Source organism: Brevundimonas sp. MEB006b (assembly GCF_030209705.1).
Lineage (GTDB): Bacteria > Pseudomonadota > Alphaproteobacteria > Caulobacterales > Caulobacteraceae > Brevundimonas.
Map to the genome: position 1 here is coordinate 19,740 of NZ_JARVRL010000006.1, position 20,879 is coordinate 40,618.

General features: G+C 68.4%; 22 protein-coding genes and 1 pseudogene. 14 read left to right on the forward strand and 9 right to left on the reverse strand.

Features of this window, described 5'->3' with window-relative positions; translation table 11 throughout:
- Positions 1-22 precede the first annotated feature (22 nt).
- Positions 23-457, forward strand: a complete 435-nt coding sequence (locus tag QRN13_RS09780; protein ID WP_055753018.1) for a Ros/MucR family transcriptional regulator — start codon at positions 23-25, stop codon at positions 455-457.
- Positions 458-577: 120 nt separating this feature from the next.
- Here QRN13_RS09780 and QRN13_RS09785 read toward each other — a convergent pair whose 3' ends face one another.
- The 4 genes from QRN13_RS09785 to QRN13_RS09800 all read right to left on the reverse strand — a co-directional run bounded on the left by QRN13_RS09785 (position 578) and on the right by QRN13_RS09800 (position 4,392).
- Entirely contained in the window at positions 578-1,006 is a 429-nt protein-coding gene (locus tag QRN13_RS09785; RefSeq protein ID WP_055753019.1) for a hypothetical protein, read from the reverse strand.
- A gap of 232 nt (positions 1,007-1,238) precedes the next feature.
- Positions 1,239-2,354 (reverse strand): DUF2336 domain-containing protein, encoded by a 1,116-nt coding sequence (locus QRN13_RS09790; RefSeq protein WP_165115596.1) that lies wholly within the window; start codon positions 2,352-2,354, stop codon positions 1,239-1,241.
- Complete coding sequence (locus QRN13_RS09795; RefSeq protein ID WP_284877773.1) at positions 2,351-3,256, reverse strand: hypothetical protein; 906 nt, start codon at positions 3,254-3,256, stop codon at positions 2,351-2,353. Before QRN13_RS09795 ends, QRN13_RS09790 begins: the two co-directional genes overlap by 4 nt.
- Before the next feature lie 95 nt (positions 3,257-3,351).
- The gene (locus tag QRN13_RS09800) at positions 3,352-4,392 is read right to left on the reverse strand and encodes an ABC transporter substrate-binding protein (protein ID WP_284877774.1); all 1,041 of its coding nucleotides are present in this window, start codon (positions 4,390-4,392) and stop codon (positions 3,352-3,354) included.
- A 701-nt stretch (positions 4,393-5,093) separates the two neighbouring features.
- Here QRN13_RS09800 and QRN13_RS09805 point away from each other — a divergent pair.
- Positions 5,094-7,991 (forward strand): PAS domain S-box protein, encoded by a 2,898-nt coding sequence (locus QRN13_RS09805; protein WP_284877775.1) that lies wholly within the window; start codon positions 5,094-5,096, stop codon positions 7,989-7,991.
- On the opposite strand, the gene QRN13_RS09810 is transcribed toward QRN13_RS09805, so the two are convergent.
- On the reverse strand, positions 7,988-8,956 hold the full coding sequence (locus QRN13_RS09810) for an alpha/beta hydrolase (protein ID WP_284877776.1): 969 nt from the start codon (positions 8,954-8,956) through the stop codon (positions 7,988-7,990). The two genes, QRN13_RS09805 and QRN13_RS09810, sit on opposite strands and share 4 nt — an antisense overlap.
- A 92-nt stretch (positions 8,957-9,048) precedes the next feature.
- Here QRN13_RS09810 and QRN13_RS09815 point away from each other — a divergent pair, with 92 nt between their 5' ends.
- A complete protein-coding gene (locus QRN13_RS09815) occupies positions 9,049-9,222 on the forward strand; it encodes a hypothetical protein (RefSeq protein ID WP_176758279.1) in 174 nt (57 codons plus the stop codon).
- Between the two features lie 42 nt (positions 9,223-9,264).
- Here QRN13_RS09815 and QRN13_RS09820 read toward each other — a convergent pair whose 3' ends face one another.
- Entirely contained in the window at positions 9,265-11,082 is a 1,818-nt protein-coding gene (locus tag QRN13_RS09820; RefSeq protein WP_284877777.1) for an ABC-F family ATP-binding cassette domain-containing protein, read from the reverse strand.
- A 175-nt stretch (positions 11,083-11,257) separates the two neighbouring features.
- Here QRN13_RS09820 and QRN13_RS09825 point away from each other — a divergent pair, with 175 nt between their 5' ends.
- The 10 genes from QRN13_RS09825 to QRN13_RS09870 all read left to right on the forward strand — a co-directional run bounded on the left by QRN13_RS09825 (position 11,258) and on the right by QRN13_RS09870 (position 18,311).
- Positions 11,258-11,596 (forward strand): SMR family transporter, encoded by a 339-nt coding sequence (locus QRN13_RS09825; protein WP_284877778.1) that lies wholly within the window; start codon positions 11,258-11,260, stop codon positions 11,594-11,596.
- A 40-nt stretch (positions 11,597-11,636) separates the two neighbouring features.
- Positions 11,637-12,098, forward strand: a complete 462-nt coding sequence (locus QRN13_RS09830) for a YcgN family cysteine cluster protein (RefSeq protein ID WP_284877779.1) — start codon at positions 11,637-11,639, stop codon at positions 12,096-12,098.
- A gap of 23 nt (positions 12,099-12,121) precedes the next feature.
- A complete protein-coding gene (locus QRN13_RS09835) occupies positions 12,122-12,655 on the forward strand; it encodes a hypothetical protein (protein WP_284877780.1) in 534 nt (177 codons plus the stop codon).
- Positions 12,573-13,799, forward strand: coding sequence for a DNA-packaging protein (locus QRN13_RS09840; protein ID WP_284877781.1), 1,227 nt, complete (start codon positions 12,573-12,575; stop codon positions 13,797-13,799). The genes QRN13_RS09835 and QRN13_RS09840 overlap by 83 nt, the downstream gene beginning before the upstream one ends.
- Positions 13,800-13,831: 32 nt before the next feature.
- Positions 13,832-14,119 carry a spike base protein, RCAP_Rcc01079 family gene (locus QRN13_RS09845; RefSeq protein ID WP_284877782.1) on the forward strand — a complete coding sequence of 96 codons (288 nt, stop codon included), beginning with the start codon at positions 13,832-13,834 and terminating at the stop codon, positions 14,117-14,119.
- A complete protein-coding gene (locus QRN13_RS09850) occupies positions 14,119-15,258 on the forward strand; it encodes an SGNH/GDSL hydrolase family protein (RefSeq protein WP_284877783.1) in 1,140 nt (379 codons plus the stop codon). The genes QRN13_RS09845 and QRN13_RS09850 overlap by 1 nt, the downstream gene beginning before the upstream one ends.
- A 38-nt stretch (positions 15,259-15,296) precedes the next feature.
- Positions 15,297-16,382 (forward strand): acyltransferase family protein, encoded by a 1,086-nt coding sequence (locus QRN13_RS09855; RefSeq protein ID WP_284877784.1) that lies wholly within the window; start codon positions 15,297-15,299, stop codon positions 16,380-16,382.
- 125 nt (positions 16,383-16,507) lie between these two features.
- Positions 16,508-17,680: a phage portal protein gene (locus QRN13_RS09860; protein ID WP_284877785.1), complete on the forward strand. Its 1,173-nt coding sequence runs from the start codon at positions 16,508-16,510 to the stop codon at positions 17,678-17,680.
- Positions 17,677-17,907: a hypothetical protein gene (locus QRN13_RS09865; RefSeq protein ID WP_153926101.1), complete on the forward strand. Its 231-nt coding sequence runs from the start codon at positions 17,677-17,679 to the stop codon at positions 17,905-17,907. Before QRN13_RS09860 ends, QRN13_RS09865 begins: the two co-directional genes overlap by 4 nt.
- Entirely contained in the window at positions 17,904-18,311 is a 408-nt protein-coding gene (locus QRN13_RS09870) for an HK97 family phage prohead protease (protein ID WP_153926103.1), read from the forward strand. Before QRN13_RS09865 ends, QRN13_RS09870 begins: the two co-directional genes overlap by 4 nt.
- Here QRN13_RS09870 and QRN13_RS09875 read toward each other — a convergent pair.
- Together QRN13_RS09875 and QRN13_RS09880 are read right to left on the reverse strand one after the other, a co-directional pair.
- The gene (locus QRN13_RS09875; RefSeq protein WP_284877786.1) at positions 18,298-19,116 is read right to left on the reverse strand and encodes a hypothetical protein; all 819 of its coding nucleotides are present in this window, start codon (positions 19,114-19,116) and stop codon (positions 18,298-18,300) included. The genes QRN13_RS09870 and QRN13_RS09875 overlap by 14 nt on opposite strands.
- A gap of 10 nt (positions 19,117-19,126) precedes the next feature.
- Positions 19,127-19,765, reverse strand: a complete 639-nt coding sequence (locus QRN13_RS09880) for a hypothetical protein (RefSeq protein WP_284877787.1) — start codon at positions 19,763-19,765, stop codon at positions 19,127-19,129.
- Between the two features lie 95 nt (positions 19,766-19,860).
- On the opposite strand from QRN13_RS09880, the pseudogene QRN13_RS09885 reads away from it, so the two are divergent.
- Positions 19,861-20,097, forward strand: a pseudogene (locus QRN13_RS09885) (phage tail tape measure protein); the annotation flags it as partial.
- A 53-nt stretch (positions 20,098-20,150) separates the two neighbouring features.
- Here QRN13_RS09885 and QRN13_RS09890 read toward each other — a convergent pair.
- A complete protein-coding gene (locus QRN13_RS09890) occupies positions 20,151-20,852 on the reverse strand; it encodes a DUF805 domain-containing protein (protein WP_284877788.1) in 702 nt (233 codons plus the stop codon).
- Positions 20,853-20,879: the final 27 nt, after the last annotated feature.

A 20,879-nucleotide genomic window follows, 5' to 3' on the forward strand; every position in this document is an offset into this window, starting at 1 on the left:
AATCAGGAAAGCGAAGCCGATAATGGAAGATAAGCCCGAACTGCTGGAGATGACCGCAGACATCGTGTCGGCCTATGTCGGCAATAACTCGGTCTCGGCAGAGGCCCTGCCTGCGCTTATCGCCAATATTCACGCCGCCCTGTCGGGTGTGTCGAACGGTCCGGTCGAGGCCGAACCTGAACCCAAGGAACCGGCGGTGCCGATCCGCAAGTCGATCGCGCCCGATTTCCTGATCTGCCTGGAAGACGGCCGCAAGTTCAAGTCGTTGAAGCGCCACCTGCGCACCAAATACGACATGAGCCCCGAAGAATACCGGGCCAAATGGGGTCTGCCTAAAGACTATCCGATGGTCGCCCCGAACTACGCCAAGGCGCGTTCGGAACTGGCCAAGTCGATGGGCCTGGGCCAGGGCGGCCGCAAGCCCGCCCGCGCCGCCGGAACCCGCGCGAAGAAATAAGCCGAACCGTTTTCGGTCTGGAGACGCCCGCTTCCATCAGGAGGCGGGCGTTTTTCTTTTGGGCCTTTGTGTGATGCCTTTCCGTTGCTCGGGGGCAGGCGGCCGAGGCGCTGGATGCGGCTAGCGACGCACCATATCGACTGTGCCGATAGGCCCGCCGATGGGCAGCAGACGGACCCTCAGATCGACCGCCCCGGCGAATCCCTGACGTGTTCGATCTGTGAGTGTGAAGGTCATCCGCATGCCGTTCGCGCCTGTCGCGATTACGAGCCTGCCGTTTCTTATCCTGCACTGGGCTGGTTCGGCATCGATTGTGCAGTTCAGCCGATCGCCTGATCGCGCCGTTATCGAGAGTGGTTGAACGAGTGGGCCGCCGTTTTTGGACTTGAAGGTGATCGTGCGTCCGTCGCCCTCGGCGGGCGTCATCCTGAGCGACCATTCGCCAATCACGTCACGACTGGTGATCGCAGGCGCCGTCTGTGCGATCGCTGCACCGCATACGAGCGACGACATCAAAATCGCCGATGCGACGACGTGCCTGTCTCTCATGGTCGTTCTCCCAAGACTCGCTCACAGGATGTTCTGAGGTTGACCACCGGTTTGCACGTGAATCTTCGGAAAGCTTTGGGCCGCTCTGAAACAGGGTAGGGGCCGGGGACAACCGGACGACGTCCCACGGACCTGGTCTGTCAAAGGAGTGCACCCGTGCCGGGCCGGTCTCACCCGGTCGCTGCGCGACCACCCTCCCCTGCAGGGGGAGGGAGACGTCGGCCTGTCTGGCTTACGCCGCCTGGGCGGTCCGGCGCATGCGCCAGAAGCGCAGGGTACGCAGGGCCGCGTCGCGGGTCAGTTCGCCGTACATGCGGCCATAGGCGGCGGCCTTGCCCATCGGATTGTCCTCGGCGCCCAGGACGGCGACGGCGTAGGTCAGATAGACGGCGCGGTCCATGTCGGCCGCCTTGCAGACCACCGACAGGGCATCCAGATCCTTGCGCTCGACGATGCCGCGCGCGGTGTGGAAGTCGATGTCGGCCAGCTTTGACAGGGCGATCAGGAAGGGCGTGCGGCCGTTGGAGCGCAGGAAGCGGATCAGGGTCTGGGGCGTCAGCTGGCCGGCGGCCTGAAGCTCGTCGATATAGGCCAGGTTCTCGGCATAGTCGGCCGGCAGGGCGCCGTCGTCGGTCGCAACGCGGGTGCGGCCGGCCGCGAGCGCCGCCTCCAGCAGGGCCGGATCCATGCGCGCGTTCTGTTCCAGAATCTGGTGACGCAGCCGGGCCTCGACCACGAAATACATCTCGTTCAGCAGGTCGGCGGGCAGGCTCTGGCGCTCGACCGTGGCGGCGTGAAGGGCCGGGTTGGCCTTGGCGCGCTCGATGGCGGTTTCGGAGGCGGCGCGCGACAGTTGGGCGCCGTCGTTGCGCAGCAGGGTATTCAAGGTGTCGTCGTCGCCGTGCTCGACGATGACGTCAGAGACCGCCTCGGACACCGTCGCGCGGCCCGAGACGGCGCGCAGATGGCCCTGGCTGCGCTTGCGCACGACCTGGATCAGATCCTCGTCGGTCAGGACGGTGGAGGCGCGCAGAACCTGTTCGGCGACCTCGATCTCGTCGTCGGCGAAACGGCGGATCAGGCTGTGGGGGGCGTTGGGGGCCTGGGCGAAACGGGCGGCCAGTTCGGCGCGGACCGCGACCTCCATCTCGGCCGACAGCTTGGCCAGAACCGTGCCGTAGAGCGCGGTTTCATTGGCGTTGGGCGAAGGCGCGCCGAAGAAGTGGGCCGTCAGTTCGCGCAGCAGCAGACGACGCTTCTCGCTGGACTCCTCACTGGCCAGGGCGATCAGTTCGGGCAGGCGCGAGCCCTTGATCTCGGCAGGTTCGATCACGGCGCGATCGCTCATGGCAGGTTGTCGGCTTCAGTCTGTGGCACGGCGCGCAGGGCGCCGTTGGCGTTGCGGATCAGGGCAGGCGGACCGTCCGGCTGGGCCAGGTCGCTGGATTGCGGCGTCTGGGCCATCTGGACGGGCAGGGCGTCGAGGTAGGTCTGCTGCGGCGCAGGGATGGCGTCGGGGTGACGGCCGGCCTGGCGGTGGACCGAATAGTAGCGCGCGCTGTTGTCGCCGGCTGTGGGCGTCGAGGCGGCCTGACCGCTGGCGGCGACGGCGGCGGCGGCGGCGTCCAGCGGCGCGCCGGCCTGGGGCCGTTGCAGGCGATAGATGGGGGCGTCGCGGCGCGGGGCCATCGGGTCGGCGACCGCCGGCTGGGGCGTGGGCTGGGGCTCGGCCTGCGCGGCCTGTTGCGGGACGGGCGCAGGCTCGGCCCGCATCTGAGGTTCAGGCTGAGGTTGAGGTGTGGAAGGCTGCGGCTCCGGTACATAGGGCGAGGGCGCGACGCGCGTCGCCGTCGCCTGCGCCGGGGCGGTTTCGACGGGTGCGGCCTCTACGGGTGCGACCTGCGCAGGCTCGGCCGGCGTCGGCGCACGCTGGGGCATCCAGGCGCTGGCGGGCGTCAGGCCGTTGCTGCGCGGCGTGGAGATCGAGGGGGTGACCGAAGGCGCGGGCGACAGGCGGGCCAGGGGAATGGCGCCGGGCAGGGTGCGATTGGCGGCGGTCACGGTCGGGGCGGGGGCCTCGGCCTGAATGACGGCGGGCGTCGGCGTCGCACGGGCGGCGACCGGCGGCTTGCCGGGCCAGGACAGGTAGCGCAGGCCCGACGCGTTGGTCGGCGCCTGTTGCGCCACGGCGGCGCCGGCCGCCAGATTGACGGCGGTCAGGACGATCGAAACTGCGAGGGCGCGGCGCACGGCGGCTCTCCGGAGAGGAATTCCAGCGCACACACTAGGGCTCGGACCCTTAATCCCGCGCTAATGTGAAGTCAGGATTCGACAACGACCGCGTGTCAGCCGCGACCGGGCAGATAGTTGTCGGTGAAGGCGTCGCGCCAGTTCAGACCGGCCTCGTAAACCCCGGCTTTCGAGGTCACGTCGAAGAAGGCCTGCCAGCGTTCCTCGGTCAGGGCGCCCAGGCCGTAAAGCGCCGCGTCGCCGCCATCGACGATGGCGTAGTCGCGCAGGCGTTCGCGGGCCTGATCCAGCACGGCCTGGGTCATGTCCGGGTTGTCCTTGCGGATCAGGGCGTCGGCGGCCGAGGCGTCGCCCCGGATATAGTCGCGCCACCCTTCCGCAGAGGCGGCGATGAAGCTGCGCAGCGCCGCGGCATTGTCGCGGGCGAAGGCGTTGGGCGCCAGGACCATGGCGGCGTAGGAGGGATAGCCCTCGTCGGCCAGCAGAAAGACGCGCGGGTCGAAATCGGCCGCCTGTTCGATGGCGTAGGGATCGCTGGTCAGATAGCCCTGCTGCACCGCCCGCGCATTGGCGATGAAGGCGGCGGGGTCATAGGCGAAGGGGCGCAGCTGCTCGTCGGTAAAGCCGTATTTGGCCTTCAGCCAGACCCAGAAGGTGCTGATCCCGGCCTCGGACAGCAGGAAGGGTCGGCCGGCCAGATCGGCGATGGTCTCCAGCGCCGCGTCGGGATGGGCCATCAGGACCTGCGGGTCCTTTTGGAAGAAGGCGGCGACCGCCTTCACCGGCGCACCGGACGCGACCAGGTTCAGGGGGATGAAGCTGTTGGAGCCCATGCCCAGTTCGACCGCGCCCGAGGCCAGCAGTTGCGGCACGTTCACGCCGGGGCCGCCCTGGACGATCTGGACGTTCAGCCCGCGCTTCTCATAGGCCCCGCTGGCGAGCGCCTGATAGAAGCCGCCCTGTTCGGCCTGGGCGCGCCAGTCGGTCGCGAAACGCAAACGCACCCGGCCCTGTTCGTCGACCGGCGCCTCGGCCCGCCCGCAGGCCCTAAGCCCGATCGCCCCCGCCGCCACAGCCGCCCCGCCCGCGATCAGCGCACGGCGACGGGTCAGCAGGCGATTCCCCAACAAGCTCATGCCCCTGACTTACGAGGCGATAGGGGCCTTGGGAAGGCGGGGCGTCAGTCCGCCGCGTTGTCGGCGCCCCAATTGAGCGAGGGGACGAAGCGTGCGGGCGGACCCGTCAGCTTCGTCCCCTCGCCAAGTCCGGGTTGGACTTGGCCGTTCGGGTCTGGACCTTGGCGTCAGCGTCGTTTCGGGCGAACCCGAAAGGGCGGTCGGCTGTATCCTGTCGCGCTCCTGGTCTTCGGCGTCCCGCGGCATTTTAGTCCGCGTCGTCCGTCGATCCCGATCCGGTTCTCCTGTCTGCCGTCGATCCAAAGACCGTCGAAGACTGGAGCCTGGATCCCGCCTGTCGCACGTTACGATCCGAAGATCGCCCGAAGCGCCGGGTCGGAGAGCCGGGCCGGTTCGCTGGAGGTCCAGGTCTCCCTGGATTTCCGCTGCCCCGTGTCCCTTGGCCTGTTGACGTTCGGACGAAACCGGCTATGAGGCAAGCGCCCGAACTCGCCCCAGTGTGCACGATTGGCCCGGCGGCGGTGGACAAGCCTGTGAACATCGGTGGACGGATCAAATTCGCGATTGCGGATCAGCGTCTTGTCTTGTCCACAGAAACGCGGCGATAGAGCGCTATGTCCGGCGTCGGACACATTGCGCTGCAACCGTGCGGCGCGCTTTGGGTTCTGTGATCAACGGACAAAAGTCCTTGGGGGAATTCGTTGTCCAACACCGGCTCTGACCACGCCTTGTCTATCGGCATCAATCGCAGCCAGCTGGCCCAGATGTTCGCCCATGCGCCGGGGTTCATGGCGCTGGTCACGGGGCCGGACCATCGGTTCGAGCTGACCAATCCCAACTACCAGAAGGTGATCGGCCACCGCGAGGTGATCGGGCGCACGGTGGGCGAGGTGCTGACCGATGCGGTGGCGCAAGGCTATCTGGATCTGCTGGACCAGGTTTACCGCAGCGGCGAGGCGCACCGGGCCGACAGCGCCCTGTACGCCGTTCAGGCCGAGCCGGGCGGCGAGGTCGTGGACCGCTACGTCGATTTCGTCTTCCAGCCGCTGAAGGAGGACGGTCGGGTCTGGGGCGTTTTCATCCAGGGGATGGATGTGTCGGATCGCCACCGGGCGGACCAGGCGCTGGCGCTGAGCGAAGCGCGATACGGCGCCCTGTTCGCGGCGATGGCGACAGGCTTCTGCGTCATCGAGATGAAGTTCGACGCGGCCGACCGGCCCGTCGATTACAGGATCGTCGAGGGCAACAAGGCCTTCGAGGAGATGACCGGCCTGGTCGACCCTTACGGCAAATGGGTCAGCGAGATCGCGCCGGGGCTGGAGCAGCACTGGTTCGATCTCTACGGCGGGGTGGCGCGCACGGGCGAGCCGGTCAGGTTCGAGAACCCGGCCGACATCTTTGGTCGCTGGTATGACGTGCAGGCGCTGCGGATCGGCCAGCCGGGCGCCTGGCAGGTCGCTATCCTGTTCAACAACATCACCGAGCGAAAGCAGAGCGAGACGCGTCAGAACGCGTTGCTGGAGCTGAACGACGCGATCCGCGATCTGACCGACGCCGGCGACATCGCCCAGGCCTCCGCCCAGGTTCTGGCCCGCACCATGGGCGTGAGCCGGGCCGGATACGGCACGGTGGACACGGTCGCCGAGACGATTACCATCGCGCGCGACTTCAACCAGCCGGGGGTGAACAGCATCGCCGGCGTCCTGTCGTTCCGCGACTACGGGTCCTATATCGAGGACATCAAGCGCGGCGAGACGGTGGCGATCGACGACGTCGCCCGCGATCCCCGCACGGCGGATACGGCCGAGGCCCTGAGGGCCATCAGCGCCGGGTCGTTCGTCAACATGCCGCTGATGGAACAGGGGCGGGTCGTGGCGATGGTGTTCGTCAACCATGCGACGCCGCGCCATTACACCGACAGCGATCTGCGCCTGATGCGCGACGTGGCCGAGCGGGTGCGTACGGCGACCGAGCGCGCCCGAAGCGAGGCGGCCCTGCGCGACAGCGAGGCCCAGTTCCGGGTCTTCGCCCAAGCCACGCCGATCCAGATCTGGGCCAGTTGGGCGGACGGGTCGCTGTATTGGTTCAACCCCCAGGTCTATGCCTACTCTGGCCTTGCAGAGGGCGCGTTGGACGGCACGACCGGATGGGGCAAGGTCGTTCACCCGGACGACCTGGATTGGGCGTCCGAGCGATGGGTCCAGGCCTTGGCCAGCGGCCAGGTCTATGAGAACGAGTTCCGCATCCGCCGCCACGACGGCGTCTATCGCACCTTCATGGTGCGGGCCGAGCCCGTGCACGACGAAGAGGGGCGTATCCTGCGCTGGGTCGGGTCCAACACCGACATCGAGGACCTGCGCCGCCAGTCGGCCGAACTGGCGCGGTTCAACGAGACCCTGGAAGAACAGGTCGCCGAGCGCACCAGCGCCCTGATGCAGGCCGAGGAGGCGCTGCGCCAGAGCCAGAAGATGGAGGCGGTCGGACAGCTGACCGGCGGCATCGCCCACGACTTCAACAACCTGTTGGCCGGCATCAGCGGCAGCCTGGAACTGATCACCAACCGGATTGCGCAGGGGCGTCATGCCGAGGTGGAGCGGTTCACGGTGGCGGCGCAAGGGGCGGCGAAACGCGCGGCGGCCCTGACGCACCGGTTGCTGGCCTTCTCGCGGCGTCAGACCCTGGATCCCAAGCCGACCGATCCCAACCGCCTGATCCGCGGGATGGAGGATCTGGTGCGGCGCACGACCGGGCCGGGCATCGAGGTCGAGGTGGTCGCCGGCGCCGGCCTGTGGCCCGTGCTGATCGACGCGCACCAGCTGGAAAACGCGGTGCTGAACCTGTGCATCAATGCACGCGACGCCATGCCGAGCGGCGGGCGTCTGACGATCGAGACCGGCAATCGCTGGATCGACGCGCGCACGGCCAAGGCCCAGGATCTGGAGCCGGGACAATATGTCTCCATCTGCGTCAGCGACACCGGCACGGGCATGGCGCCCGAGGTGGCGGCGCGCGCGTTCGAGCCCTTCTTCACCACCAAGCCGCTGGGCGAGGGGACGGGCTTGGGCCTGTCGATGATCTACGGCTTCGTGCGCCAGTCGGGCGGGCAGGTGCGGATCTATTCCGAGGCGGGCGAGGGTGCGATGATCTGCCTGTATCTGCCGCGCCACTTCGGCGAGGTGGACGATGCCGATCTGATCCCCGAGGTCGAACAGGCCCCGCGCGCCCAGGCCGGCGAGACGGTCATGGTCGTGGACGACGAGCCGACGGTGCGGATGCTGGTCGCCGAAATTCTGCATGAGCTGGGCTATCAGTGCATCGAGGCGTCCGACGGCGTGGCGGGGCTGAAGCTGCTGCAATCGGGCGCGCGGATCGACCTGTTGGTCACTGACGTGGGTCTGCCGGGCGGGATGAACGGGCGTCAGATGGCCGATGCTGCGCGGATCGATCGGCCGGACCTGAAGGTGCTGTTCATCACCGGCTATGCCGAGAATGCAGTGGTCGGCAACGGGCACCTGGATCCCGGCATGCACGTCATGACCAAGCCCTTCGCCATGGAGGCGCTGGGCAGTCGGATCCGCGAACTGATCGAGGCGAGCTAGAGCCGGGCGTTCAGCCAGGTGCGGATCGCCTTGCGCGCGCCGCGCGCGGCCGGGCCGCCGAAATGCAGGAAGCCGTGCGGGGTCTCAGGCACGCGGATCAGGTCGGCGTCCGAAGCCTCGCCCCAGCGCGTGGCCATCAACAGACTGTCTTCGAACAGAGGATCCTGCTCGCCGGCGAGGAACAGGGCGGGCGGCAGGCCGGTCAGGTCGGCATACAGCGGCGAGACGTCGGGCTGGCGCAAGGCCGCCTCGTCGCGATCCGGCGCCAGGCGCGCCAGATCGGCCTGCATCGTCGGGCCATTGAACAGCAGGGTCTCTGGCCCGGCCGAGCGCACGCTTTCGGTGCCCGACAGGTCGAAGACGCCGTAGGTGAAGACGCAGCCCTTCACCAAATCAATCAGCCCCTGGTCGCGCAGGGCGACGGCGGTCAGGGCGGCCAAATGCCCGCCGGCGGATTCGCCCGCCAGAAACAGGGTCGAGGCGCCCAGCCGGTCGACGTTGGTCACGGTCCAATAGGCGGCGGCCAGACAGTCGGCGATGGCAGCGTCGATATAGATCTGACGCCGCTCGGACAGCAGGCGATAATCCACCGAGACGACGCAGAAGCTGTGGTGGGCCAGATGAGCGTTCAGCCGGTCGTTCAGCCCGGCGCTGCCCAGCACCCAGCCGCCGCCGTGGATATCCAGGATGACGGCGCGGGGCGTGCCCGTCGGATGCAGGATGCGCAAGGGAACGGGGTGGTCGCCGTCCGTCTGGATGATCTCGACCGTGACGCCGCGCTTTTTGAGGCGCGGCGTGGTGATCCGCCCGGCGGCGGCGTCCAGCCACAGCGACAGCCGCTGGCCCGCATCGATCCGCCAGCCGTCGGTGCGCAGACGCGGCGCGCGGGCGAGGACGGCGTTAATCCGCCGCACCGCCGCCTGCTGGGGCGGGGCGAATTCGACGAGGTGACTGCGCAAGGTCATGAAGCTTGAGTGTGCAGCGGCGGGTTTGGTTTCAAATCGGGGCCTTTGGCCTAGCCTCGTCAACCACGACAAAGCCGGTTATCGTCCGCCCCATGAAACGGCTCACCCCCTTCGGCGTCCTGTTGATCTTTGGCTTGGTCGGGCTTTTGACGGGCAAGTTCGGCCTGTGGTTCGCGTTCGGCCTGGTCGCCTGCATCGCCGTCAGCGTGATGCAGAACAGGGGCGCGGCGAAGACGCCGCCCGGGGATCCGGACAGTCAGGGTTAGGCCCTAAAGCCGTCCTCGCCAGAGTGACGAGCCGTGCGGTCTCTACCCGGCCAGGGCCGCCTTCTTCTCTTCCAGCTCCAGCCATTCCAGTTCGGCGGATTCCAGCTCGGCGCGGGCTTTTTCGGCGGCCTTCATGGCGGCGTCGAAAGCCTTCGGGTCGCGGGCGTAGAGGCCGGGGTCGGCCAGGGTCGCGTCGTGTTTGGCGATGGTCGCGGGCAACGCATCGATCAGGGCTTCCAGCTCCTTGAGGCGGTGGGCGTCCTTGAAGGAGAGTTTGGCGGTCTTCTTGGGGGCGACGGCGGGCGGGGGCGCCTCGGCGGCGCGCTGGGCGGCGGCCTTGTCCTGGGGGCGGGGGTTCGAGCCGGGCTGAAGGAAGCCGGGGTTCTGGCGGATGAAGTCGGTCCAGCCGCCGGGGGTCTCGACGATGTCGCCGCGTCCGTTCAGGGCCAGGGTCGAGGTGGACAGCCGGTCGATGAAATCGCGGTCGTGGCTGACCAGGATCAGGGTGCCGTCATAGCCCTCCAGCAGCTCCTCCAGCTTGTCCAACGTGTCCATATCCAGGTCGTTGGTCGGTTCGTCGAGGATCAGCATATTGGCCGGCTTGGCCAACGCCCTGGCCAGCAGCAGGCGGTTGCGTTCGCCGCCCGACAGGGTCGAGATCGGCTGGCGAAGCTGGGCCTCCGAGAACAGGAAGTCCTTGGCGTAGGCGGCGACGTGTTTGGACACGCCGCGCACCACAATACTGTCGCCGCCGCCCGGCGTCAGGGCGTCCCACAGGGTCATGTCCGACTTCAGTCCCTCGCGCGACTGGTCCAGGTAGACCGGCTCGAGGTTCGCGCCCATGCGCACCGTGCCTTCGTCGGGCGCCAGTTCGCCCAGTAGGGTCTTGACCAGGGTGGTCTTGCCCGCGCCGTTGGGACCGACGATGCCCAGACGGTCGCCGCGGATGATGCGGGTGGTCAGGTCCTTGAACAGGGTGCGGCCGTTGAAGCCCTTTGAGACATGCTTGATCTCGGCGACCAGCTTGCCCGACGTCGAGCCGGAATCGACGCCGAGATACAGTTCGCGCGGCACATCCTTCATCTTCTCGGCGCGTTCGGCGCGCAACGCCTGAAGCGAGCGGGCGCGGCCCTCGTTGCGGCTGCGGCGGGCGGTGATGGAGGAGTAGAAGGTGGCGGTCTCGCGCTCGATGGTCTTGGTCAGGCGGCGCAGGGATTCGGCCTCTTCCTCCAGCACCTTGGAGGACCATTCGTCGAACTCGACGAAGCCCTTGTTCAGGGTGCGGACCCGACGGCCCTCCAGCCAGTGGACGGTGTTGGTGACGCGGTTCAGGAAGGCGCGGTCGTGGCTGACGACCAAGAGGGCGAACCGGGCCTGGATCAGCTCGTTCTCCAGCAGTTCGATGGCCAGGATGTCGAGGTGGTTGGTCGGCTCGTCCAGCAGCAGCAGGTCGGGTTCTTCGGCGAAAGCCTTGGCCAGGGCGGCGCGGCGGGTTTCGCCGCCAGACAACCCTTGCGTCGACTTCGCCGGGTTCAGGCCGAAGGTCTCCAGCCAGCTTTCGGCCGTCCAGGTCTCGGCCTCGCCCGACGACGCATAGTCCAGCAGGGTCTCGCCGGTGATCACGGGCTCTTGCGGCACATAGGCGAAGCGGACGGCGGACTGGATCGAGCGGTCGCCGCTGTCCGGCTCGATCAGGCCCATGACGACCTTCATCAGGGTGGACTTGCCCGCGCCGTTGCGCCCCACCAGGGCGGCGCGGCTGCGCGGTTCGACCGCAAGATCGACGCCGTCAAAGAGAGGGCGCTGGCCGTCCTGAAGGCGGACGTCCTTGAGTGCGACGAGAGGGGGTCTGGCTGCCATGTGACTTTCGATCCTCTCGGGCGACGCCGGAGAGGGAAACCGCGCACTGCGCGGCGGAGGGGGGCGGAAACGGGTGTGATCTAAGGGGTTCAGGCCCATTTCGCCACTGGAAAGGCGATACGCGCCGCAGGCTGTGGATTTGCGGCCGGGCGTCGGGCCGCGCTATGGGCCTGTCATGAGCATGATCACCTGGGCGGCGCTGCTGGGCGCCATCGCGCTGGAGGTGGCGGGCACGACGATGCTGCAGGCCTCGCAGCAGTTCACGCGGGCCTGGCCGACGGCGGGGATGGCGGTCTGCTACGGCCTGGCGTTCTACCTTCTGTCGATCGCCTTGCGGCAGATGCCGGTGGGGATCGCCTATGCGATCTGGAGCGGGTTGGGGGTGGTGCTGATCTCGGTGATCGGGACGGTGGTGTTCCGACAGCGGCTGGACCTGCCGGCGATGGTCGGGCTGGCGATGATCGTCGGCGGAGTGGTGGTGATCAACCTGTTCTCCAAGACGATCGGGCATTGAGGCTGTGACAAGCGGCGGCGCGGCGCGTATGAGGCGCGCCATGCAACCCCACTGGGAAACCAAGACCCTGGCCGAGATGTCGCCTTCCGAGTGGGAGGGGCTGTGCGACGGGTGCGGGCTGTGCTGCGTGATCCGGTTCGAGGATGAGGATACGGGCGAGGTCATTCCGACGCGGGTGCATTGCAAGCTGTTCGACCCCGACGCTTGCGCTTGTTCCGACTATGCGAACCGCAAGGCCCAGGTGCCGGACTGCATCAAGCTGACGCCCGGAAACATCGAGGCGTTGGAGTGGATGCCCAAGTCGTGCGCCTATCGCCGGCTGCATGAGGGGCGGCCGCTGGCCAAATGGCATCATCTGATCTCGGGCAGTCGCGAGACGGTGCATACGGCGGGCGTGTCGGTGCGGGGCCAGACGATTTCGGAGCTGTCGCTGGCCGAGCCGGAGGATGCGCTGGATTTCGAGGCGCCGGAATGGACGGTCGAACGCGGCCGGGAGCGATAGGGTAGCACCCCCTAGCCAGCGCAATGACGCTGGTTGAAAGGCTGCGAAAACAGACCGTTGGCGAATTATGTGGGCGTTCTTCCGGCCTGAGGACGCTGGTCCGCTATGGTTTGGGCATGACGGGAAATCGGGAAGACGGAGAGGGCGGCTGCGGGGGCGCGCGCGAGACGGCTGCGTCCTGCGCCGGGTGGATGGAGCCCCTTTTCCTGATGATGAAGGCCAAGATCGAGGAGACGGCGAAGAGCGTCTGTGAGACCGACGTCAAGGACGCCGCCGTCGCCGAGAAGGTCGCGCGCCAGATCGGGGTGATCGCGCGGTCGGCCAAGGCGGTCGAGGCGATGCGACTGCTGTGCCTGAGCGACAACGAAGAGGACGAGATGGGTGGACGAACCTACGACCCCGCCGAGGACGAGCGAATCCGACGAGAGTTGCTCGTCGAATACGAGCGGATCGACAGCATCATCGAGAGAAAGGATGCTGAAGCAGCTGAACGGGCGCGAGCTAAGGCTGAAGCGCAATCATGCGCGGCTGCTGGAGCACCAACACAAGCCGCGTGACCTCGACCTGCGGACCTGGCTTCTGTTGGGGGGACGAGGGTCAGGCAAGACTTTCGCCGGGTCGGTCTGGATCGACAAGATGGCGCGAAAGACACCCGGCGTCACCCTGGCGCTGGTCGGCCCCGCTCTGCACGATGTGCGCGAGGTGATGGTGGAGGGGGCGTCGGGGATCAAGGCGCTGGCGGAGCCGGGCGACCGGCCGCGTTGGGAAGCGGGGCGGCGTCGGCTGGTGTGGAAAAATCAGTCGGCGGCCTATGCGTTTTCGGCCGAGGATCCCGACAGTCTGAGGGGGCCGCAGTTTCATGCGGCCTGGGCGGACGAGTTCTGCGCCTGGCGACGGCCGGAAATGGTGCTGTCGAACCTGAGGTTCGGACTGCGGCTGGGGGGCTCGCCGCTGCTGGCGGTGACCACGACGCCCCGGCCGATCCCGGCGCTGAGGCGGTTGATGGCCGAGGCGGGGACGGTGACGGAACGGGCGGCGACGGCGCTGAACGCGCAGAACCTGTCGCCCGGCTTTCTGGCGCATCTGAACGACGTCTATGGCGGGACGCGGCTGGCGGCGCAGGAGCTGGAAGGCGTGGTGGTCGAGGGGGAGGGCGCTCTGTTCCGCATCGCGGACCTGAAACGGGCCAGGGGCGCGCGACCGGCCGAACTGGACCGGATCGTCGTGGCGGTCGATCCGCCGGCGACCGCGACCGGAGATGCCTGCGGCATCGTGGTCGTGGGGCGAAAAGGTCGCCAGGCCTTCGTACTGGCCGACCGGACGGTGCAGGGGCGCTCGCCCCGGAGCTGGGGCGGGGCGGTCAGCGCGGCCGCACGCGAGTTCGGCGCGCACGAGGTGGTCGCCGAGAGCAATCAGGGCGGCGACATGGTGCGCTCGGTCCTGGCCATCAGCGCGTGTCCCTGCCGGATCGAGATGGTCCACGCCTCGCGGTCCAAGGCGGCGCGGGCCGAGCCGGTGGCCCTGCTCTATGAACAGGGGCGGGTGGTCCACTGCGACGCCTTCCCGGCCCTGGAGGAAGAGATGCTGGCGCTTGGCAGCGAGGGCGGACCCAGCCCGGATCGGGCCGACGCCCTGGTGTGGGCGATCACGCGGCTGATGCTGGGGCCGCAGTCGGCGGGACCGCGATTGCGGGGGCTTTAGAGCCTCAAGATTTCAACGACAGGAGAGACGATATGCCGGCCATTCCCGAGCGGGACGGATTGCTGAATCATGGGCGCGACGCGGGCGGGCCGGCGCGGCGCGCCGTCGCGGTGACGCCCAGCGATACGGTCGATCTGACGGCCTACGCCAAGGCGCTGTATGTCGGGGCGGCGGGCAATGTCCGTGTAATGACGGTCGGGGCTGAGGATGGGGATGCGGTGACGTTCGCCAACCATCCGGTGGGGTGGTTGCCGGTGCAGGTGCGCCGGGTGCTGGCGACCGGGACGACGGCGACGCAGATCGTGGCGGCCTTCGACTGATGTCGGGTGTCGAGATCGGAGCGGCGACGGCGGCGCCGGGCGGGGTGCTGGCCGGTGTCTTGGGTGGGGCGCGGTTCGCCGTGCCCTATATGCCCGTCTGGTCGGCGGCGGTCAGGACCATGCAGGCGGGCGGGCGCGAGGCGCGGCTGCTGTGCATCGGCGACAGCGTGACCCAAGGCTATGGCGCGGTCTCCGGCGGCTGGACGCCGAACGGTCGGGCGAGCGCCTGGCCGGAGCGGCTGGCGGCGATGATGAGCGGGCGGGGCCTGCCGGCGTCGGCGGCGTCGGTCGCGGGCGCCGGGGCGGCGGATGGGGCCAGCGGAGGCTATTCCGCCTATGATCCGCGCGTAACCTTGGGCGCCGGGTGGGGCGTCAACACCCTGACCGGGATGGGCGGCAAGCTTTTTTCGGGCGCGGCCTCGTCGATTGGCATGTGGAGTTTTCAGCCCGACCGGCCGGTCGGTCGGTTCGACCTGTGGGCCGTGACCAATACGGCGCTGGGGGTGCTGACGGTCGAGACGGACGGCGCAGTGCGGGCGACGGTCAGCACCACCAAGGCGGCGTCGATGGAGGTGACGACCGTGGCCTTTCCCGAGACCGCCGGGCCGGTGAGCGTGCGCTGGGCCTCGGGCGGGGCGGTGTTCATCGCGGGCGGGGTCGCGTGGCGGTCAGATGTGAAGCGGGCGCGGGTGATCAACGCCGGGTGGGGCGGGGCCCGGATCGCGGACTGGATCACGACGGATCAGCCGTACCGGGCGTATGGGTCTATCCCGGCGGCGGCGCCTGATCTGTCGGTCGTGTGTCTGACGATCAACGACTGGAACGCGGGGACGGCGGTCGCGACCTATAAGGCCGGGCTGGGGACGCTGGTGGATCGGTGCCTGACGACAGGGGACGTGCTGCTGATGACCGGATGTCCGTCGGATCCGGCGCAGGGCAAGGCGAGCTATGCCGCGCAAACCGCGCTGCGAGATGCCGTTTTCGGCGTCGCGGCGACGCGGGGATTGGCGGCGCCCATCGACGGGACGGCCTTGTTCGGGGGCGGGTTCGCTAACGGGCTGATGTTTGATTCCGTCCATCCCAATGCGGCGGGCCAGGCGAGGATCGCCGAGGCGGTGCGGGCGTGTGTGATGATCTGAGGTTGTCGCGCGCTCTCGCGCGGTGGTAACCGTGGCGGATGGGGGAGCGGTTCTACGGGGTGCAGGCGCTGCGGTTCGCGGCGGCGACGGCGGTGGTCGTCACGCACGCCGTGGATCTGGCCGGCACGCGGCTGGAGCTGGAGACGGTGCTGGCTGGCGGGACGCTGGAGAACTTCGGCGCCGTGGGCGTGGACGTGTTCTTCGTCATCAGCGGCTTCATCATCGCCACGACGACGCGGGGGCAGGCGGGCGTCGAGGCGGCCGGCGCGTTTTTGTGGCGGCGGTTTCGGCGGGTGGCGCCGATCTATTGGCTGCTGTCGCTGCCGATTCTGATCGGGATGGCGCGGGGCGGGACGCTGAGCCCGGACGTGGCGGCGGCGACGTTTCTGTTCTGGCCGTTCAGCGGACTGGAGATGACGTTTCCGGCGCTGGGGCCGGGATGGACCCTGTGTTTCGAAATGCTGTTCTACGCCGGGTTTGGGCTGGCCATAGCGGGCAGGGCGATGGCGGGCGGCCGGCGGGTCGGCTGGGGGCTGGTCGGGGCCTATGCAGTGATGCTGGCGGTCGGATTGGTCGTGGCGGCGCCGGTGCTGAGGTTCTGGGGCGCGCCGATCATTCTGGAGTTTCTGCTGGGCGTCGGGATCGCCTCGGTGTGGCGGTTCGCGCCGCGTCGGTTGGGGCTGTGGGCGGTCGGGCTGGCGGTGCTCGGGTTCGGACTGGGCCTGGTCTTCGGCTATGGCGGCATCGACGATGTGCGGGCGCTGAACGATCCGTGGAACGGGCTGAGGCGGGCAGCGGTCTGGGGTCTGCCCAGCGCGATGCTGGTGTTCGGCGTGGTGCGGATGGAGCGGACGGATCAGGCGCCCGGGCGGCTGGAGCGAGCGGCGACCTTCATGGGGGATGCGTCCTATTCGATCTATCTGGCCCATGTGCTGGTCATCCGGGCCTTGGGGCGGCTGTTCGAGAGCGGGATGGTCGCCCTGCCGGGAGATGCGGTGGTGGGGCTGACTGTGCTCGCCAGTCTGGCGGCGGGGGCTGTCGTCCACGTCTGGGTCGAGCGGCCGTTGCTGAAGGTGATGACACCCTCTCCCGCTGGGAGAGGGCTTGAGCGTCCGAGAGCGTAGCGATCGGTCAACGCGAAGGGGTGAGGGCTCGCTCGCGCGCACTGGGCCGCCGGCCGACCCTCATCCGGCCCTGCGGGCCACCTTCTCCCACTGGGAGAAGGGACAGGAATTCTTGGGAGATTGCGATGGTTTCGATCCGGTGGCCGTTCGGCCAGGCGGGGCGCGTGGGCGCGCCTGAGGGCAAGGAAAGCCGGGCGGGCGGGGTGATCGCCCTGTCCGGAGTGGGGCGGCCGCGATGGACGCCCAACGACTACGCCAGCCTGGCGCGCGAGGGGTACCAGAGGAATGCCGTGGCCTATCGCTGCATCCGCATGATCGCCGAGGCGGCGGCGGCTGCCCCGTTCGCGGTGTTTGTGGACGGGGTGCGGAGCGACGATCATCCGCTAGCGAAACTGATCCGTCGGCCCAATCCCGAGCAGTCGGGGGCGGAGCTGATGGAGGCGGTCTATGGGGCGCTGCAGGTGTCGGGCAACGCCTATGTTGAGGCGACCGGCGATGCGGACGGTGACGGGGCGCCGGACGAGCTGTGGGCGCTGCGGTCGGACCGGGTGAAGGTGGTTCCGGGCCGCTCCGGCTGGCCCGAGGCATGGGATTATTCCGTGGACGGACGGTCTCTGCGGATCGGGCGGGCGGCGGACGGCTGGGCGCCGGTCATGCACCTGAAGCTGTGGCACCCGCTGGACGACTGGTACGGGCTGTCGCCGATGGCGGCGGCGGCGCAAGGGGTGGATGCGCACAATGCGGCCGGCGCCTGGAACAAGGCCCTGCTGGACAATGCGGCGCGGCCGTCGTGGGCGCTGGTCTATGGGGCGAAAAACGGCGAGCGGCTGACGGACGGACAGTTCGAGGCGCTGAAGGATCAGTTGTCGAACGTATACGCCGGGGCGACCAACGCCGGGCGGCCGATCCTGCTGGAGGGCGGGATGGACTGGAAGCCGCTGAGCCTGACGCCGGCGGAGATGGATTTCACGGCCGGCAAACACGCGGCGGCGCGCGAGATCGCCCTGGCCTTCGGTGTTCCGCCGCAGCTGCTGGGGATCCCCGGCGACGCGACCTACGCCAACTATCGCGAGGCCAATGCGGCCTTCTGGCGACAGACGGTGATCCCGCTGGTGCGGAAGGCGGCGGGGGCGATGACAGGCTGGCTGGGCGAGCGGTTCGCGGGGTGCGAAATCCGGGCGGACCTGGATGCGGTCTCGGCGCTGCAGCCCGAGCGGGTCGCCCTGTGGGCGCGGCTGGAGGCGGCGAGCTTCCTGACGGACGAGGAACGTCGGCGGATGGCGGGGTTGGGGGCATGACCGAACACCATATCCGGCGCGTGCCGACGGCGCTGCTGATCGCCGTCGTGGTGCAGACGGTGGGCGGCTTGGTCTGGGCCGGGGGCGCCGCGGCGCGGATCGCGACGCTGGAGCAGCGGGTCGGGGAGCAGAGGCTGGTGGCCGAACGGCTGGCGCGGCTGGAGGTCCAGGGCGAGGCGACGGCGGCGGCCGTGGAGCGGATCGAGCGGCGGTTGGAGGGGAAATGAGCGCACTGGCCATCGAAGGCTACGCCTCGCTGTGGGGCGTGGCGGATCTGAACGGGGATGTGGTGCAGGCGGGGGCGTTTGCGGACAGTCTGGCGAAGACAGGCGCCGAGGGGGTGCGGATGCTGAACCAGCATGATGCGCGGGCGCCGGTCGGGGTCTGGGAGCAGATCGTCGAGGATGCGCGCGGTCTGTTCGTGCGCGGCCGGATCGAGGACTGGTCGGCCGAGGCGCGGTTCGCCGGTGCGCTGAGCCGGGCCGGGGCGCTGGATGGGCTGTCGATCGGCTATCGCACGGCGCGGGCCCGGCGTCAGGGACGGCTGAGGGTGCTGAGCGCAGTCGAGCTGTGGGAAGTGTCGCTGGTGACGTTTCCGATGCTGCCGGGGGCGCGGTTCAGTTTGGCTTGAGCGCCTGGAAAGCGCCGTTGCGGTCGAGGGTTTCGGCGAGGGCCGCCATCTGGGCGCGGCCCTTCTTGCCGTGGAGATAGCGCAGGGCCCAGGCGGCGAGCACCAGGCCGAAGATCCAGCCGACGTGCAGCACCAGGTGGGCGAACAGGATGAAGACGGCCGCCAGCGCATAGGCGCCGAGATAGACCAGGGGCAGCTGGCCGCCGCGCGAGGCCGTGGGGTTCGACAGGCCGGCGATGATCTCGGCCAGGCCCGGCGCGGCGGCGGCGGACGGCAGGGCGTGATCGGAGGGCTTTGACGGCGGTTGAGGCGCGGGTTTGGGTTGCGCTTTTGGCGCGGCCTGGGCGGCGGGCGCAGCGGCCGGTCGGGCTGCGGGTTTTGGCTTGGGCGGGATCGGATCGGTCGCACGCCGGGCGGGACGGAACAGGATCGAGCGGCCGGCTTCGTCGACGGTGAAGACCTCTTCGAAGGCGGTGGTCGAGAAGTCGATGGCGCGGGTGTCCTGGCCGTAGCTCTGGCCATGCAGGGCCGTCAGCCGGCCTTGGCGCAGCTCGATCTGGAAGCCGACGGGGTCAGGCAGGCCGGCGACCATGGCATGGACGGTGCCGAACAGGCCGGTGGCGTCCGGGTTGGCGATCGCGCGGTCCGCATCGACGACGATCTGGGAATAGAGGCCGGCGCCAGTGTTGCGACGCAGGCCTGGCGAACTGGCGGCGACCTGTGCGCGCAGGTCCGGGACGCTGTCGCCCATCTGCCAGATCATGGCGTCCATGACGGCGCTTTCCAGAGGCGTCAGGTGGGACATGGGGCGGGCGTCACAGAGCAGGGAAGGGGCGACGACCGGAAGCTTTCGCCTCAGCGACGTAGTGATCGTTCATCTTACGCAGCTGTGCTCGAAGAAGAAGCAGCAAGGCCAGCACAAACAAGGTCGTGAAGACAGGCCAATACGGGATAGTCGGTATCCCCAAGTGGCGGTTTAGGAAACCCAGCGGGTCGCGCAAGCCCGCCACCGCGCAGAACATGATCCACACGGAAATGGACACTACGTCGATGACGTTGTCGGTACTTTTGGAAGGCGGAGCACCCCATCGCGCGATCAGCGCCTGGATGGGGCGAGGCACGGTTTCGATAGGCGGTTGTTTGGTAACGAGCAGGAATTCGCCGAGAGGAACCGGGTCGAGTTCGTGAGACGTTTGGAGACGCTGTAGCGGCGACAGGCTCCGCGCCAGTGTGCGCCGTCTGCGACGCGTGACGAAGGCGAGGCCATATTGAAGGCCCAAGGCGCCGAAGATCGCCAGCACAGGCAATGCATAGACCATTTCGGGAACCGCCCCTTCGTAGTGGTTCAAGATGGCGACCGCCGTTAGCGGGACGAACGGCGCCCATATCCAGACGAACTTAAGCAGCCAGGAGCGCTGCAGGCCTTTCACCAGTTTCGAGGGCGTGTCGGTCACGTCTCGACCCTAACCGCAACACGCGGCTCTTCAACCGGAGATATCATGAAAGAGACCAAACAGGCTTCGGGCCAGCCCGAGGCGCGCGATGTCGTGCGCGAGATGATGGCGGCGTTCGAGGTGCACAAAGGAGTAGAAGCGTCTATCTGGTCGGCGAGCGCGGGCCGGAGGTGTTTAGACCGACAGCGGGCGGCGAGATCGGGCCGGTCGGCGGAGGCGGGGTGACGATCAATGTGGCGGTGGACGGCGGGGCGCCGGCCCTGCTGCGCTCAGAGGCGCAGATCGCCCAGATGCTGGCGCGGGCCGTCAGCCTGGGCGCCAGGCGGATGTGAAAACGCCGCCCCGTCGAGGACGGGGCGGCGCTGAGGTCGATCGGCGATGAGGCTTATTCGCCCTTGGGGTTCGGGCCGAAGCGGTTTTCGCCCTTCTGGCTGTCGGCGATGCCGATCCACAGCAGGAAGGCCAGGCCGAGCAGACCGGCGATCGCGAACAGGCCGATGGCCGGGCCCATCAGGGCGAAGACGGCGGCGGGATTGCTCTCGTAATAGTCCTCGGCATAGCCGTTGGCGACGGCGCCGGCGATCATCATGGCGAAGCCGGCGACGAAGGCGATGACCGAGCCGACCCAGGGAATGGCGATCAGCCAGCCGGTCTTGCCCATGTCGTGCAGGCGCTTCACTGAAATGGCCAGGTTGGGCCAGATCAGCACGATGCCCAGCAGATTGATGAAGGGGATCCAGCTGATGACGACGTTGACGCCCAGCAGGATCAGCCAGCCGATCCAGAAATGGCTTCGGCGGATGCGGCCCTCGAAGGACAGAAACAGCTTCTGCCAATCGAAACCGGCGACGGCGGTCGAGGTCGAGCTGGCGTAGCCGCCGGCGACGCCGGTGGTGGTGGGCGAACCCGCCAGGATCAGGATCTGGGTGGCGGCGGCGCCTTCGGGGACGAAGTCGACGCGGACGCCGGCGGCGGGCACGGCCGGCGATTGCAGCGCGGCCGAGGTGAAATCGTAACGGGCGCCGTCGTCGCCGCTGATCAGACCGATTCCGGTGGTGGTGTCGTAGCTGAGAATCTCGCCGCGCAAACGTGTCGCTCCCCTTGGGCATGCGGC